Here is a 14,869-nt window from a genome sequence, read left to right as displayed (position 1 = left end):
CGGGGATGAATTTTCCACTCATCGCGAACGTCGTTGTGTTCGTTGTATTGCTATTGCTTCTCGCGCAGGCGCGCCACAAACAGTGGAGCCTGGCGAAAAAAGTGCTGGTTGGTCTGGCCATGGGTGTCGTATTTGGTCTGGCATTACAGGCAATTTATGGTTCCGATAATCCAGTTCTGAAAGATTCTATTCAGTGGTTCAACATCGTCGGTAACGGCTATGTTCAGCTGCTGCAGATGATCGTTATGCCGCTGGTGTTCGCCTCTATTCTGAGCGCCGTGGCCCGCCTGCATAACGCGACCCAGCTGGGAAAAATCAGCTTCCTGACCATTGGTACGCTGCTGTTCACCACGCTGATTGCCGCGCTGGTGGGTGTGCTGGTCACCAACCTGTTTGGCCTGACCGCAGAAGGTCTGGTTCAGGGTACCGCTGAAACGGCGCGTCTTACCGCGATTCAAACCAACTACGTGGGTAAAGTGGCTGATCTGACCGTGCCGCAGATGGTGCTCTCCTTCATTCCGAAGAACCCGTTTGCTGACCTGACCGGTGCGAGCCCAACCTCAATCATCAGCGTGGTTATTTTCGCCGCGTTCCTGGGCGTAGCGGCGCTGAAGCTTCTGAAAGACGACGCGCCTAAAGGCGAACGCGTGCTGACCGCGATTGATACCCTGCAAAGCTGGGTGATGAAGCTGGTGCGTCTGGTGATGCAGCTGACGCCTTACGGCGTGCTGGCGCTGATGACCAAAGTGGTTGCCGGCTCTAACCTGCAGGACATAATTAAGCTGGGCAGCTTCGTTGTCGCCTCTTATCTGGGTCTGGGCATTATGTTCGTGGTGCACGGCATCCTGCTGGGCGTAAACGGCGTCAGCCCTCTGAAATACTTCCGTAAAGTCTGGCCGGTGCTGACCTTTGCCTTCACCAGCCGTTCCAGCGCCGCGTCTATTCCGCTGAACGTTGAAGCGCAAACCCGTCGTCTGGGCGTGCCTGAATCCATCGCCAGCTTCTCTGCCTCCTTTGGTGCCACCATTGGTCAGAACGGCTGTGCGGGTCTGTACCCGGCGATGCTGGCGGTGATGGTTGCCCCTACCGTTGGGATTAACCCGCTGGATCCGGTCTGGATCGCCACGCTGGTCGGGATTGTTACCGTAAGCTCCGCAGGCGTTGCGGGTGTTGGCGGTGGCGCAACCTTCGCCGCGCTGATTGTGCTGCCCGCGCTGGGTCTGCCCGTGACGCTGGTCGCGCTGCTGATCTCCGTTGAACCGCTGATCGACATGGGCCGTACCGCGCTGAACGTAAGCGGCTCCATGACTGCCGGTACGCTGACCAGCCAGTGGCTGAAGCAGACCGACAAAGCGATTCTGGAAAGTGAAGACGACGCCGAGCTGGCGCACCGTTAATTACGGTCGAAATAAAAAAACCGCCTGATGGCGGTTTTTTTATGGCTGTTATTCCTCAACCTCTTCATCCTGGCGGATCTGCATCGCCCACCGTTGCGCTGACTCCGGCACGGTAAACGTGGGCGAGCGGCGGAAGTGTTCGCCGATCAGCACAAAGGCCACATATTTCCCCCGAAGCTGCCAGACATCGCGAAAACCCTCCACTTTCAGGGCATGGTCAGGCGGCGCGGGCTCAACGCGGGGCACATAGCTAATAACCTGGCGGTTTTGTTGACGAAGAGGTTTCATAAGCGACTGGTTCACTAAAGCAAATTCTTGAAGCAGGAAAATTCTATGATAGCCGATCCTGCTGCCTTCCGTCGCGCCCCGAGTGGGTGAGAAGGCTCCTTTCGTCAATGACGGCATGTGAAAACTCTTAGTTCGCGAGCCATCTCGCGACATTGTTCTATCCTTAATAGGGTTTTTAGCAATGGATAAAGGAGAAGCGTGCAATGTCGAACAAAGATAAAACACATCAATCACCGATTCATGGCACTGAGGAATCTCAACCGGGTATGGACTCTCTCGCCCCTGCTGACGGCTCTCACCGCCCCTCCCCTGGCCCCTCTGCACCGGGCGAACAGCCTACCGCACCGGGAAGCATGAAATCGCCGGAGACGGGAAACGAGAAGCTGAAATCGCTTGAGCCGCACCGCAAAGGCGGCGAAGGTTTTGCGCTGACCACCAATCAGGGCGTGCGCATTGCTGACGATCAGAACTCCCTTCGCGCAGGCGCGCGCGGGCCAACCCTGCTGGAAGATTTTATCCTGCGGGAAAAAATCACCCATTTCGACCACGAGCGGATACCGGAACGCATCGTCCACGCGCGCGGTTCCGCTGCGCACGGCTACTTCCAGCCCTATAAGAGCCTGAAAGCGATCACCAAAGCGGATTTCCTCTCCGATCCGGACAAAATCACTCCGGTATTTGTGCGCTTCTCCACCGTACAGGGCGGCGCGGGTTCGGCAGATACCGTCCGGGATATCCGCGGCTTTGCCACCAAGTTTTATACCGAAGAGGGTATTTTCGATCTGGTGGGCAATAACACCCCGGTGTTCTTCATTCAGGACGCGCATAAATTTCCTGACTTTGTCCATGCGGTAAAACCGGAGCCCCACTGGGCCATACCGCAGGGACAAAGCGCGCACGACACCTTCTGGGACTATGTCTCCCTGCAGCCTGAAACCTTACACAACGTGATGTGGGCGATGTCAGACCGCGGCATTCCGCGCAGCTATCGCACCATGGAAGGCTTTGGCATCCATACCTTCCGTCTGATCAACGCCGAGGGTAAAGCCACGTTCGTCCGTTTCCACTGGAAGCCGGTGGCGGGTAAAGCCTCCCTGGTGTGGGATGAGGCGCAGAAGCTGACCGGTCGCGACCCGGACTTCCACCGCCGCGAGCTGTGGGAGTCCATCGAAGCGGGCGACTTCCCGGAGTACGAGCTGGGCCTGCAACTCATTCCGGAAGAGGACGAATTTAAGTTCGATTTCGACCTGCTTGACCCGACGAAGCTGATCCCGGAAGAGCTGGTGCCGGTTCAGCTGGTGGGTAAAATGGTGCTCAACCGCAACCCGGATAATTTCTTTGCCGAAAACGAACAGGCCGCATTCCACCCGGGGCATATCGTGCCGGGGCTGGACTTCACCAACGATCCGCTCCTGCAGGGTCGCTTGTTCTCGTATACCGATACGCAGATCAGCCGTCTGGGCGGGCCGAACTTCCACGAAATTCCGATTAACCGCCCAACCTGCCCTTACCATAACTTCCAGCGCGACGGGATGCATCGTCAGGATATTGATACCAATCCGGCAAACTATGAGCCGAACTCCATCAACGATAACTGGCCGCGCGAAACGCCTCCGGCGCCGAAACGCGGTGGATTCGAATCGTACCAGGAGCGTATCGACGGCAACAAAATTCGCGAGCGCAGCCCGTCGTTCGGCGAGTATTACGCCCATCCTCGCCTGTTCTGGAACAGCCAGACGCCGATTGAGCAACAGCACATTATCGGCGGCTTCAGCTTTGAGCTGAGCAAAGTGGTGCGTACCTACATCCGCGAGCGGGTCGTCGATCAGCTGGCGCGCATTGATATTCAGCTCGCCCAGAGCGTTGCGGATAACCTGGGCATTACGCTGACCGACGAGCAGCGCAACCTTGCCCCGCCTAAAGAGGTTAACGGCGTGAAGAAAGATCCGTCGCTGAGCCTGTATGCCGTGCCGGGTGGCTCGATTAAAGGCCGCGTGGTCGCCATCCTGCTGAACGACAAAACCCGCGCCAGCGACGTGCTGGGGATCATGCAGGCGCTGAAGACCCAGGGCGTGCATGCGAAACTGCTTTATTCCCGCATGGGGGAAGTGACCGCCGATGACGGCTCCGTGCTGCCGGTGGCGGCGACCTTTGCCGGGGCGCCATCGCTGACCGTCGATGCGGTGATTGTGCCGTGCGGGGACATTGACAGCCTGCTGAACAACGGTGACGCCGTGTATTATCTGCTGGAAGCCTATAAGCACCTGAAACCGATCGCGCTGTCCGGCGACGCGCGACGGTTTAAGGCGCACCTGAAGGTGGCCGATCAGGGTGAGGACGGCATTGTCGAGGGCGACAACGTTGACGATGCCTTTATGACGAAGCTGTTTGATTTGCTCGCCGCGCACCGCGTCTGGTCGCGCAGCAGTAAGATTGACCAGATCCCGGCGTAAAAAATACCCTCACCCCGCCCCTCTCCCTGAAAGGGAGAGGGTGAAATGCAGACCTGTGTTCGCATTACAGACCGCACGGCCCAGTCCCCTCTCCCTTTTGGGGAGAGGGTTAGGGTGAGGGGGAATTTCTCACAAATCCCCGAACGTTCCCAACCGATACCCACGCTCGGCAATCGCGTATTTCAGCGACGGCGATGTCAACACGTCCAGCTCCGCCAGGCGCGGCCAGCAGTAGGCGCTTTTCCGCACGGTGTTATCGACAAAAGCAGGATGCGCCATGACCTCCAGCGACTTTTCCCCCCGCGCGCTGGAATCATCCAGCACCTTCAGGAACAGCGCTTCGTCGATCTCGTCGCCGTAAAATGCGCTGCTGAACCCCTCTGTGGTGGTCACGGCGCAGTCGGGCACGCCGCGCGCCTCCCGATCCACGCGCATCGCCACGCCTTTACGCTGCGCAAACTCCGCGACAATCGGGAAAATCGCCGGGATCATATGCACGTGGTGATGGCTGTCGATGTGCGTCGGTGCCTTACCAAACACGTCAACAAAGCGGTGGAACTGACGCTCCAGCTCTCCGGCAATCTCTTCGAGCGGCAGAGCGCCCTGCTCTGCCTGTTCCCAAATCCATTTGCCCAGCTGGCCGTCGCGCGTCAGGCCGGGCATGGGCGAAAGCGGCATCCCGAGCGTCAGCACAAAATGCATGCCGACGCCCAGCTCCGGCACCTCGCGGCTCAGCTGCGCCGCGTGTTCAACCGCCTCACCATTCACCATTGCCGTGGTAGAGGTCACAACACCCCGGCGACAGGCTTCAATAATGCCGTAGTTCTGGCCTTTCGAGAGGCCAAAATCATCAGCATTAACGATCAGCAGGTTTTCCATTGTGCGTCCTCTCAGTGGTGTTTGAACTTCAGCTTCTCGATGGTGGCGGCAAAGTTCGGCAACCATTTTTCATGCGCCAGGATCATCTCGCTGGCCAGCTGCTCCGCATCGCGGTCGGAATGCACCAGCGGGCTGAGGTTCAGCGCCAGAAGCACGTCATTGAGCTCGCCGCTCAGCGCCGCGTTGCTTGCCGCCACTTCAAAGCCTTTGATGGTGTGGATCAGGCCCATAACCTTATCATCGAAGTGGGTGATGCGTGGATGCGGTTTAGCGCCATCGCGTCCCAGGATGCAGGTCATCTCGACCGCCCAGTCAGCCGGGATATTGTCGATATGGCCGTGGTGCGGCACGTTAACGTAGTGTTCCGCCTGCTTGTCGTTGTAGATGGCGTTAATCACCTCGCACGCCGCATCGGAGTAGTAGGCCCCGCCGCGCTGCTCCAGCTCTTTCGGTTTAACGTTCAGGTTCGGATCTTTATACAAATCGAACAGCTGCTTCTCAACTTTCTGAACGATCTGCGCGCGCGCGCCGCCCTTATAGTACTCGCCCATTTCGATGGCCAGCATCTCTTTCTGCTTAAAGTAGTAAAGCAGGTACGAGCACGGAAGCAGGTTCAGCGAGCGGATCAGCCCTTCGCTGAACGGCAGGTCAAAGATGTTTTTCACCGATGCCGCCGTCAGGCGACCGGAAGCCACGCCGTCGAGCAGTTCGGCAAAGCGCGATTTTCCGTTCACGATCACGTCTTTAATGAACACCATGTGGTTCAGGCCGAACAGGTCGATGGAGAGATCGTCGCTGTCGTTCAGCGCCAGCACGTCGCGGATAAACATCTTCATACCAATCGGAATATTGCAGACGCCGATAAAGCGTTTGAAACCGGTATGACGATAGACCGCCTCGGTCACCATCCCGGCCGGGTTGGTGAAGTTAATCACCCACGCGTTCGGGCAGATCTCCTGTACGTCTTTGACGATGTCGAAAATCACCGGGATGGTACGCAGGCCTTTGAACAGGCCGCCCGCGCCGTTGGTCTCCTGCCCGAGATAGCCGTGGCTCAGCGGGATACGTTCGTCCAGCTCGCGCGCCTTCAGCTGGCCGACGCGCAGCTGGGTGGTGACGAAATCCGCATCTTTCAGCGCCAGACGACGGTCCAGGGTTTTATGCACGGTCAGAGGCACGCCCGCTTTCTCCACCATGCGCTTGCACAGGTCGAAAATAATATTCAGCTTTTCCTGACCTTCCTCAACGTCTACCAGCCATAATTCGCTGACCGGTAATTCATGATAACGTTTCAGGAAACCTTCAAGTAATTCCGGGGTATAGCTGCTGCCGCCACCAATGGTTACGACTTTTAATTTCTTCTGCATAATATCTCCCTTAGCGTATCAGGTTAATCGCCTGCAAGGTATAGCGTACTCTTCCCGCTATTTGGGCAAGCCATTAAAGCAATATTTGTGGCGGGTAATCCGCCGAAAGTTAATTAATTACCGTTAAATTCTTCCGGTAACTGTTCGGTGTGAATGAAGTCAATTTCTTAAAGGTCTTAATAAACAGGCTGGGACTGCTGTATCCTGACTCGTACGCAATATCGGTGACAGAGTAGTTGGTAATTTCCAGCTGTTTCCTGGCAAAATTAATGCGGATTTCATTAATAATTTGCACGGGTGTTTTACGATAATAGCGCTGCGTCGCGCGGGTCAGATATTCCTGGGATTTTCCCGACAGTGACACCATATTTTCCAGCGCATTTTCGCTGAACTGGCCTTTATCGTGCATCAGCTCAACGGTGCTGCGCAGCCACTGTGGAATATCATCCGTCACCTGCTGCTCCTCACGATGATGGCGCAGCCGGTTCATCACATAGAAGGTCACCGTTTCAATAAACTCATCAAATTCATTATCGCGGAAGTTAAGCGAGGCGATAACCGTTTCAATCCAGGTCATAAACTCGTTTTTGACCCGATAGACCTGGGAGGCCACAAAGCAGAACGGCACCAGCGGCAGATAGTGCTTCTCAAAGAAGCGTCTGCTGACGCCCACATTCAGAATACGGGTGGCACCAAATTCGTAAAAGCTCTGGTGATAAGACCCCATCGGCAGGAAGACAAAATCCCCTCGCTCAAGCAGGACGCGCTTACCGTTGATCTCCTGGTAGTAGCGGCCGGTCAGAACAATCGTGAACTCGTAGTAGTCATGCTGGTGCAGACCGCTGGCGCTCTCCGTCTTGTTGTAGATAACCACGTGAAAATTTTTGCCGTTAAACAGCTGCTGTTCAAGTGCGGTTTTAATTTCCATCGTGCTGACCTCCTGCTGCGAAATCCGACTCAGTGCATTTTCTCGTGAAGCTCGATAAGCTCCGCCACCAGCTCACGCGCCAGCATCGAGGTCATCAGGTGATCCTGCGCGTGGACCAGCACCAGGCTGACCTTCATCTTCCCTTCGCCCTGATCGCCTTCAATCAGCTTTGTCTGCACCAGGTGCGCTTCGTTCAGCGCCGTGCGGGACTGGTCCATCATGGTTTTCGCGGCGGCGAAATCTCCCTGCTTGGCCTGCTTCAGTGCGGCATAGGCCAGGCTGCGGGCCTGTCCGGAGTTGATGATAAGCCCCATCACCACTTCTTCGAGATCGTTCTCGACGGCTTCGTCTGCGACAATACTATCCAAATCTAACATGTTTAAGCTCCTTGTGGCTGGCGCGGGCTTCCCCGCGCCGGTCAATCCTAGAATTTCAGTGAGAGGGCAATATCCTCTTCGCTCTCTTCTTCATCAATAATGGTGGCGGCTTTGTTGGCAATCGCCACGAACGGCATGTACAGCAGGGTGGCAATCCCGAGGTTGAATATCGCCAGCAGGAAGGCCGCGACGCTACCGTTGGTGTTAAAGAAGGCGCCCAGGCCCGCCGGCATGGTCCACGGCGCAATGTTGGTGACCGGTGGAATGATGCCCATGTAATACGCCGTCAGGGTGATCGCGGCCAGCAGCGGCTGAATCAGGATGAACGGAATGAACATTACCGGGTTCATGATGATTGGCAGACCGAACAGAATCGGTTCGTTAATCTGGAAGATGCCTGATGGCAGCGCCAGCTTCGCGACCTGACGGTAGTCAGCACGACGAGAGACAATAAAGACCGCGATGATCAGACCCAAGGTCGCCCCGGTACCGCCCAGGAAGATATAGGAGTCAAGCATCGGCTTCGCCCACACATGGAAGGTTTTACCCGCTGCCAGCGCCGCGTCAACAGAGCCGTACTGCTGGTAAAGCGCAACGTTTTCCAGTGCCCAGGGGGTCATAATCCCGCTGTCCAGCGCGGCAAGTGCCAGTGAACCATGCACGCCAAAGAACCACAGCAGAGAAGTGAAAATCACATACGCCCAACCGACCACGCCACCCATCGACGCCAGCGGCGTAGAGATAGAGTCCATGATGATCTGGTGGAAGTTAGTGCCCCAGTGGGAGAGCGCCCAGGCGATAATCCCCATGATGGAGAGAATAATGAAGCCTGGAATCAACGCGGAAAATGAACGTGAAACGGAAGCCGGTACGCTATCCGGCAGGCGGATAACCCAGTTGCGGCGGATAATAAAGGTGAACATTTCTGCCACCACCAGGCCGATAACAATACCGGAGATGATGTTGGCCCCGCCCAGCCAGTTGGCGCCAACGGCATAGGCTTCGCCCACGCTATAAGGTGTTACGGTCATAAAGGCGGCAACGGATAATAACCCGGCAGCCAGCGGATCCACTTTACGCTCTTCTGCCAGTGCCATCCCAATAAAGAAAGGCGCCATCAGCGACATAATCCCTAACGTACCGTTATAGACGTTGCCGCCAATGGCTTTAAAACCATTAAGGGTTTCAATAGTGGAAGCGTCTAACCGAATTCCTAATGAATAAAAGAAGGAACCTTCACCAAAGCTCAGAAAAACGTTGTTAATTAAAACGAACATGGCCCCGGCCAGCGTCAACGGCATTAATTTAATAAAGCCGTTTTTGATGGCATTAACGTGAGGCTGCTTTCCTATTTTAACAGCAAAAGGAAGGAGTACCTTTTCAAGTGAAGCGATGACTTTACTCATAGGAAAATACCCTTAAATGCCGTAACGCATGTTACGGCGTATTGTGTGTGAAATAACTCTTTGACGGGAAAAATAAAAATTAATTAGCAGCTTTTTTAATGGCTGCCACAGCAGCTTTAAGAACACCTAAACCATCAATTTTGCCGTACAGCCCCGAGTCGATCACTTCGACCGGTTTATTCGGTAACAGTCGTTGAATTTCGGGCAACATATAGGCAATTTGCGGCCCCAGTAAAACAACATCGGCTGTCTGGCCTTTTTCGCCCGCCAGCGTCTCTGGAAACGCTTCAATCACCACAGGGACTTCATACTTTTCAGCCTGCGCACGCATCTTTGACACCAGAAGCGACGTTGACATGCCCGCTGAGCAGAACAGGTAGATATGTTTCTTTTCCATCGTGATTTCCCTCTTGTATGACTACCTGCCATCGCGCTATCACTCGACTCGCTGTCCCGGCAGACAGGTAGCTTGCGTACTGTTGTTTATCGTTGGAGTGAGTATACGCAATGGTACAGACAGGGGATAATTCTGGATAGGCTAAAATTGTCTCTCATTGACCTGGCTTGTTGACTCCCTTCACATTTCGGGCAAATAATTCGCGCAAAGAAATAAGATTTTCTGATGCATAAAAAAACCGGCCCATGGGCCGGTTTGTTAACATCCTCAGGCAAGCAGGGTTACTGCGCCTTAGGTGCCTGCGGATCCGTGTCGTATTCAGCACAGGTCTGATAGCCGGAGTTGATCACATGACCGGTATCATCCAGGGCGACGAAGTAGGTTTCTGCCTTACCATCACGTTGACCCAGGATATAGGTCTGGCAGGTCCCTTTCGCATGAATCATGGTCACTTCAGAAGAAGGTTTACCGGCAATCGCAGCCACCTGCGAACGGGTCATCCCTTTTTTAACGTCTTTTACTACGGGCTGCGTAAACTGATCCTTAGTGCGATCGTAAGCCGTACACCCTGCCAGCATAGTCAGTACCGCCGCTGCGCTAAGAATTCCTGCTACGTTCTTGTTCATATTCCGTCCTCTTGTTTATCAGCGTGTTATCTAAGCATGGGATAAAAAGTACTATTGTTCAACTTTGTGAGTTACGCCAGACGAATTTCGGAAAATTCTAATAAAACAACGATAACCTGCTAAATCGGCGCAAATTAGCGCACTCGAAACTGTGATCCTTGTCGTTTCTCGCCCAAAGGGTTAGTTTTAACAGCTAACACATTCTGTTTATGTACTGCATATGGAGGGCGTGATGGCTCTGCAACAAGAGATTATTCAGGCACTGGGCGCGAAGCCTACGGTAGATGCACATGAAGAGATCCGCCGCAGCGTGGATTTTTTAAAATCGTACTTAAAAAAGAACGCTTTCCTGAAATCCCTGGTGCTGGGCATCAGCGGCGGCCAGGACTCTACCCTGACCGGTAAACTCTGCCAGATGGCGATTTCAGAGCTTCGCGAAGAGACGGGTGATGAGAAACTGCAGTTTATCGCGGTGCGTCTTCCTTATGGCGTACAGGCGGACGAGCAGGATTGCCAGGATGCCATTGCCTTCATTCAGCCTGACCGCGTGTTGACCGTGAATATTAAGGGCTCGGTGCTGGCAAGCGAGCAGGCGCTTCGCGAAGCGGGCATTGAGCTGAGCGATTTTGTTCGCGGCAACGAGAAAGCCCGCGAGCGCATGAAAGCGCAGTACAGCATCGCCGGGATGACCAAAGGCGTTGTCGTCGGCACCGACCATGCGGCAGAAGCGATCACCGGTTTCTTCACCAAATACGGCGACGGCGGCACCGACATTAACCCGATCTTCCGTCTCAACAAGCGTCAGGGTAAGCAGCTGCTGGCCGCGCTGGGCTGTCCTGAGCATCTGTATAAGAAAGCGCCGACAGCGGACCTTGAAGACGATCGCCCTTCCCTGCCGGATGAAGCGGCCCTTGGCGTCACCTATGACAACATCGATGATTATCTGGAAGGCAAAAAGCTGGATGAACGGACCGCGAAAATCATCGAGGGCTGGTATCTGAAAACCGAGCACAAGCGCCATACGCCCATTACGGTGTTTGACGACTTCTGGAAAAAATAAAGCAAAGCGGTAACCAAGTTACCGCTTTTAATGTTTGCGCCCTCTCCCATGGGAGAGGGTTGAGGTGAGGGCATCAAGCCGCACGTCCTGGCCGGGTAAGGCTTAGCCGCCACCCGGCTCTTTTTTAACCACCACACTCCTGCTACACTGTATGCCTGAACAGTATATGGAGCAGTATGTGAGCAGGCGACAATCCGCCCCGCGTCTTGAGTTTGAAGCGGCGGCTATCTACGAATATCCCGAACACCTTCGCCCCTGGCTTGAGGCGCTGCCTAAACAGCCGGGCGTGTACATCTTTCACGGTGAAAGCGACACCCTGCCGCTCTATATCGGCAAGAGCGTTAACATTCGCAGTCGGGTGTTATCCCATCTCCGTACGCCGGACGAGGCCGCCATGCTGCGCCAGTCGCGACGCATTTCCTGGTTCCAGACGGCGGGAGAAATGGGCGCGCTGTTGCTGGAGGCGCGGTTGATAAAAGAACAACAGCCGCTGTTCAATAAGCGCCTGCGCCGCAACCGTCAGCTCTGCTCCCTGCAGATAAACGATGGCAGGCCGCAGGTCGTCTACGCGCGCGACGTCGATTTTTCTCATGCCCCGAATCTCTATGGGCTGTTTGCCAATAAACGCGCCGCGCTCCAGGCGCTGCAGACGCTGGCGGACGATTTACAGCTTTGCTACAGCCTTTTAGGGCTAGAGGCAACCACCCGCGGACGCGCCTGTTTTCGATCAGCGCTGAAGCGCTGCGCCGGTGCCTGCTGCGGGAAAGAGAGCGTTGAGGCGCATCACGCCCGGCTTCTCACCGGTCTGGCGGCCATCAGCGTGAACTGCTGGCCGTGGGAAAGCGCCGTTGCGCTAAAAGAAGTGGGCGAGGCCATGACCCAGTACCACATCGTCAACAACTGGCTCTGGCTGGGCGCCGTCGACGACATCAACGACGCGGCAACCCTGCTGCGCACGCCCGCCGGATTTGACCACGATGGCTACAAAATTCTCTGTAAACCGGTCCTGGCAGGAAAGTTTGAGATCATTGTGCTCAATGACCCGGCAGCCACGTGATTTCGCTGAACAATAAGGTGCCCTGAGCCTCCAGCAGACGCAGCGTATGGGTACCCTCCTCCCAGCTAGCCCCCTGATCGGCCGTCAGCAATTTATCGCCCAGCTGCCACGCCCCGCTTAGCACGAACACCACGCCTCCGCGTGAGCCAAAGGTGGTGAAGGTTCGGTCAGCAACGCGTACCTTCGCCCGGCAGCAGTCGCGCCGGGTCATGATGTTAAAGTCCATCGCCATCCGCCCATCTGAAAGCAGCGCTTTCACCGGCAGATCGCCGGCAAAACTGTAGGGCTGATGATGCTTGAGGGTATGGGAGAACGCCTGACCCGCGTCCAGCGTCACCTCTCCCCCTTCCAGCAAGGTAATCACCCGGTCAACACCGGGAAACGAGGAGAATTCGCCGTTGCTGGCAATCGTCGCGATACTGGCGCGCCAGTGAAAATCGCGCGTCGCGGGAGGGAAGCAGCAAATCTCACGCGTTTCGCCAGCACCATTGCGCCAGAGGCTGACCGGCATCTTACGGATATCAAAGAACTCCATCACCACTCCTGAATGGCACAACCCGTGCCAGGGCAAGGATATCGCTATCGTTGCTGTCTTGTTTGTTATCGTTGGGTATTCACAGAAACAGTATCGGCAGCAGAGCGGGCAGGCCTTAGCGGAACGTTAATAAAAATTCTAACGCCATGACTCTGCAAACATTCTCTGACGCGACTACAGGAGGATACCGCGCTGGCGGCGGCAGGCAAGAGGGCAGGAAAGAAAAACCGCCGGTCCTGTCCACAGCGGTTGCGCTTTTGTGGACAGGATCCCGGCGGTCTTAAGAGTGTGAACCGATTATTCGGTTGGTGCTGGCATTTTACCTTCCATCGCCGGACGTTCTGTCAGACGCTTCTCAAAATTCGCATTAAATTGTTTTTTCTGTTCCGGGGTCAGAATGTTGTAGATCTTGTTCTGGGTTTCCATGTGAGCCAGCATGCGGGCTTTGTGCTGCTCGGCCATTTTGTCGATCTGCGCTTCGGCTTTCGCCTTATCGAAGCTGTCGCTGGCGATGATGTCATGCATCGCACGACGCTCTTCAAGCGGAGGACGTTTCATCTGGTCGCGTTCGCCTTTTCTGATGTCGCGGATCTGCTGCTTCTGCGCATCCGTCAGGTTGAGATCCTTAAACATCATCATCTCGTTGTGCATACCCGGACCTTTATGATGCATCATCATTTTGCCTTCAGCAGGCGCGGTAGGTGTAGTGGTCGCAGTATCTGCGGCGAACGCCATGCTGGTAGCGCCCAGAGCCAGGGTAGAAGCAACAAACAGTGCAGTAAACTTACGCATAATTTATTTCCTTTCTTTCAGTTATTCTTCGGCGCTATGCCGTGTTGACGAGATTAACTTTACGGGGTTTATCGTCGATTAGTCAGAGCAACGGTAAAACAATGAAAGTGTAAAAAACAAATTTTCGTCAAATGTGGAGGAAATAAGGATAAAGCGTGGAGAGTTGCAACAAAAAATATTCAATGCGATGATTTTAAAGAAATTTAGCAGAAGTATAGCGAAGTGCAGATCAATAATAAAGCAATTCACCAGGAATATTCTGCAAAACAAGCGCAAGCGCTTTAATCGTTAAGAAAAGTTTTTTGCTTCCCCCTCCCGGATGATGAGAGGGGAAAGGTTCAGGATATTTTTTCCAGCATCAGCCCGGCCCGCAGGCCAAACGCGACGGTGGGGTTAGGAAATAATACATACTCGGTGGTGTTCTGCACCTCGTAACGTTCCTCGCCATCCTCAGCCAGCAGCGCCCCTTTGCGGAACGGGGTGAAGTTCAGGGTGTGCGCGGCCATATGGAGCTGGAAGGCATCGCTGCGGCGCGTGATCTGCTGTACGACCCGATACCGCTCAACGGGCTGATGCGCGTGCTCGGGAGCCGTTCCTCCCAGCAGCGCCCGAAGGGCGAGATGCGTAGGCGCAAAGCGGGTCAGATCGTTCTGGCCGAACGGCAGCGCTTTTCCCAGTTCCAGCGTGCAGGACAGCGCAGCGAAACGTTCACAGGTGAAATGGGTAAAGGTTCCGCCCGGCGACTGATGAAATACCAGCGCCTCCAGCCCGGCGTCACCCAGCCAGCTCAGGAACGCTTCATCCCACGGCTGACTGCGCTGCGGCAGAACGCCGAAGCGAACGTGGTAAGACGCGCGGATTGCCGTATGCAGATCCAGATGCCAGCGCCCCGGCCCCGCGACGGCAAAAAACGCGGTCACGACGTTCTCCAGCCACTCGGCCCGCGCCGTTTCATCGCTCTGCGGAAACTGCGACCAGCGGCCGCCAAACATGCGGTTAATGTCGCTCACCAGATACCGTTTGTTTTGCGCCAGCGCAGGGGGATTGCCGAGCACCACCAGCACGCGGCACTTTAGTTCGATCTCATTGCGGTACAGCGCACGCAGCAGCAGATCAACAATCTCAACGGGCGCGGTTTCATTCCCGTGGATACCCGTTGAAAGCAGCAGCGAGAGATCGCTTTTTACGGTCGGCGTCAGCTCAAGCACCCCTCGCCCCAGCCACCGCCAGCGAAATGAGGGGCCGTCCCCCTCTTTCTGTTCCGGCGTCTCATCGGCCAGGGTCAGCGCCAGTAAATTTTCCATATC

Annotated in this window: 15 protein-coding genes; 4 read left to right on the top strand and 11 right to left on the bottom strand. The window is 55.3% G+C overall.

The window, feature by feature from the left end:
- The first annotated feature begins 5 nt into the window (after window positions 1-5).
- Window positions 6-1,397, top strand: a complete 1,392-nt coding sequence (gene tcyP / locus IM317_RS09350) for a cystine/sulfocysteine:cation symporter (RefSeq protein ID WP_008500667.1) — start codon at window positions 6-8, stop codon at window positions 1,395-1,397.
- A gap of 48 nt (window positions 1,398-1,445) precedes the next feature.
- Here tcyP and cedA read toward each other — a convergent pair whose 3' ends face one another.
- On the bottom strand, window positions 1,446-1,802 hold the full coding sequence (gene cedA, locus IM317_RS09345) for a cell division activator CedA (RefSeq protein ID WP_072196682.1): 357 nt from the start codon (window positions 1,800-1,802) through the stop codon (window positions 1,446-1,448).
- Window positions 1,803-1,888: 86 nt separating this feature from the next.
- On the opposite strand from cedA, the gene katE reads away from it, so the two are divergent.
- Window positions 1,889-4,138 carry a catalase HPII gene (gene katE, locus IM317_RS09340; protein ID WP_033145269.1) on the top strand — a complete coding sequence of 750 codons (2,250 nt, stop codon included), beginning with the start codon at window positions 1,889-1,891 and terminating at the stop codon, window positions 4,136-4,138.
- A 129-nt stretch (window positions 4,139-4,267) separates the two neighbouring features.
- Here the strand turns inward: katE and chbG are convergent, their stop codons facing one another.
- From chbG to osmE, 7 genes are all read right to left on the bottom strand, one after another.
- The gene (gene chbG / locus IM317_RS09335; RefSeq protein ID WP_033145268.1) at window positions 4,268-5,017 is read right to left on the bottom strand and encodes a chitin disaccharide deacetylase; all 750 of its coding nucleotides are present in this window, start codon (window positions 5,015-5,017) and stop codon (window positions 4,268-4,270) included.
- An 11-nt stretch (window positions 5,018-5,028) separates the two neighbouring features.
- Window positions 5,029-6,384, bottom strand: a complete 1,356-nt coding sequence (locus IM317_RS09330; RefSeq protein WP_033145267.1) for a 6-phospho-beta-glucosidase — start codon at window positions 6,382-6,384, stop codon at window positions 5,029-5,031.
- Window positions 6,385-6,493: 109 nt separating this feature from the next.
- Window positions 6,494-7,336: a transcriptional regulator ChbR gene (chbR, locus tag IM317_RS09325; protein WP_071884835.1), complete on the bottom strand. Its 843-nt coding sequence runs from the start codon at window positions 7,334-7,336 to the stop codon at window positions 6,494-6,496.
- A 5-nt stretch (window positions 7,337-7,341) separates the two neighbouring features.
- Entirely contained in the window at window positions 7,342-7,689 is a 348-nt protein-coding gene (chbA, locus tag IM317_RS09320) for a PTS N,N'-diacetylchitobiose transporter subunit IIA (RefSeq protein ID WP_023311284.1), read from the bottom strand.
- Between the two features lie 47 nt (window positions 7,690-7,736).
- Complete coding sequence (gene chbC / locus IM317_RS09315; protein ID WP_023311283.1) at window positions 7,737-9,095, bottom strand: PTS N,N'-diacetylchitobiose transporter subunit IIC; 1,359 nt, start codon at window positions 9,093-9,095, stop codon at window positions 7,737-7,739.
- 79 nt (window positions 9,096-9,174) lie between these two features.
- Window positions 9,175-9,492 (bottom strand): PTS N,N'-diacetylchitobiose transporter subunit IIB, encoded by a 318-nt coding sequence (gene chbB / locus IM317_RS09310; RefSeq protein ID WP_008500676.1) that lies wholly within the window; start codon window positions 9,490-9,492, stop codon window positions 9,175-9,177.
- A 281-nt stretch (window positions 9,493-9,773) separates the two neighbouring features.
- Window positions 9,774-10,118 (bottom strand): osmotically-inducible lipoprotein OsmE, encoded by a 345-nt coding sequence (gene osmE / locus IM317_RS09305; protein ID WP_010430142.1) that lies wholly within the window; start codon window positions 10,116-10,118, stop codon window positions 9,774-9,776.
- A gap of 232 nt (window positions 10,119-10,350) precedes the next feature.
- On the opposite strand from osmE, the gene nadE reads away from it, so the two are divergent.
- Window positions 10,351-11,178 carry an ammonia-dependent NAD(+) synthetase gene (gene nadE / locus IM317_RS09300; RefSeq protein WP_033145265.1) on the top strand — a complete coding sequence of 276 codons (828 nt, stop codon included), beginning with the start codon at window positions 10,351-10,353 and terminating at the stop codon, window positions 11,176-11,178.
- 178 nt (window positions 11,179-11,356) lie between these two features.
- On the top strand, window positions 11,357-12,235 hold the full coding sequence (gene cho / locus IM317_RS09295; RefSeq protein WP_072196683.1) for an excinuclease Cho: 879 nt from the start codon (window positions 11,357-11,359) through the stop codon (window positions 12,233-12,235).
- On the opposite strand, the gene ves is transcribed toward cho, so the two are convergent.
- The 3 genes from ves to astE all read right to left on the bottom strand — a co-directional run bounded on the left by ves (window position 12,213) and on the right by astE (window position 14,866).
- Window positions 12,213-12,770, bottom strand: a complete 558-nt coding sequence (gene ves / locus IM317_RS09290; RefSeq protein WP_023311280.1) for an environmental stress-induced protein Ves — start codon at window positions 12,768-12,770, stop codon at window positions 12,213-12,215. The genes cho and ves overlap by 23 nt on opposite strands.
- Before the next feature lie 297 nt (window positions 12,771-13,067).
- The gene (spy, locus tag IM317_RS09285) at window positions 13,068-13,562 is read right to left on the bottom strand and encodes an ATP-independent periplasmic protein-refolding chaperone Spy (protein ID WP_033145263.1); all 495 of its coding nucleotides are present in this window, start codon (window positions 13,560-13,562) and stop codon (window positions 13,068-13,070) included.
- 338 nt (window positions 13,563-13,900) lie between these two features.
- Window positions 13,901-14,866, bottom strand: coding sequence for a succinylglutamate desuccinylase (gene astE, locus IM317_RS09280; RefSeq protein ID WP_033145262.1), 966 nt, complete (start codon window positions 14,864-14,866; stop codon window positions 13,901-13,903).
- Window positions 14,867-14,869 lie beyond the last annotated feature (3 nt).

It is taken from the genome of Enterobacter cloacae complex sp. S3, assembly GCF_014930495.1.
Classification (GTDB): domain Bacteria; phylum Pseudomonadota; class Gammaproteobacteria; order Enterobacterales; family Enterobacteriaceae; genus Enterobacter; species Enterobacter asburiae_B.
This window is presented reverse-complemented; position numbering and strand designations above follow the sequence as displayed.

What these genes read in the sequence shown, in the direction of transcription:
- tcyP (WP_008500667.1), top strand. Translation starts at nt 6, where the DNA reads ATGAATTTTCCACTCATCGCGAACGTCGTTGTGTTCGTTGTATTGCTA.
- cedA (WP_072196682.1), bottom strand. Translation starts at nt 1,802, where the DNA reads ATGCCGTCATTGACGAAAGGAGCCTTCTCACCCACTCGGGGCGCGACG.
- katE (WP_033145269.1), top strand. Translation starts at nt 1,889, where the DNA reads ATGTCGAACAAAGATAAAACACATCAATCACCGATTCATGGCACTGAG.
- chbG (WP_033145268.1), bottom strand. Translation starts at nt 5,017, where the DNA reads ATGGAAAACCTGCTGATCGTTAATGCTGATGATTTTGGCCTCTCGAAA.
- IM317_RS09330 (WP_033145267.1), bottom strand. Translation starts at nt 6,384, where the DNA reads ATGCAGAAGAAATTAAAAGTCGTAACCATTGGTGGCGGCAGCAGCTAT.
- chbA (WP_023311284.1), bottom strand. Translation starts at nt 7,689, where the DNA reads ATGTTAGATTTGGATAGTATTGTCGCAGACGAAGCCGTCGAGAACGAT.
- chbC (WP_023311283.1), bottom strand. Translation starts at nt 9,095, where the DNA reads ATGAGTAAAGTCATCGCTTCACTTGAAAAGGTACTCCTTCCTTTTGCT.
- chbB (WP_008500676.1), bottom strand. Translation starts at nt 9,492, where the DNA reads ATGGAAAAGAAACATATCTACCTGTTCTGCTCAGCGGGCATGTCAACG.
- osmE (WP_010430142.1), bottom strand. Translation starts at nt 10,118, where the DNA reads ATGAACAAGAACGTAGCAGGAATTCTTAGCGCAGCGGCGGTACTGACT.
- nadE (WP_033145265.1), top strand. Translation starts at nt 10,351, where the DNA reads ATGGCTCTGCAACAAGAGATTATTCAGGCACTGGGCGCGAAGCCTACG.
- ves (WP_023311280.1), bottom strand. Translation starts at nt 12,770, where the DNA reads ATGGAGTTCTTTGATATCCGTAAGATGCCGGTCAGCCTCTGGCGCAAT.
- spy (WP_033145263.1), bottom strand. Translation starts at nt 13,562, where the DNA reads ATGCGTAAGTTTACTGCACTGTTTGTTGCTTCTACCCTGGCTCTGGGC.
- astE (WP_033145262.1), bottom strand. Translation starts at nt 14,866, where the DNA reads ATGGAAAATTTACTGGCGCTGACCCTGGCCGATGAGACGCCGGAACAG.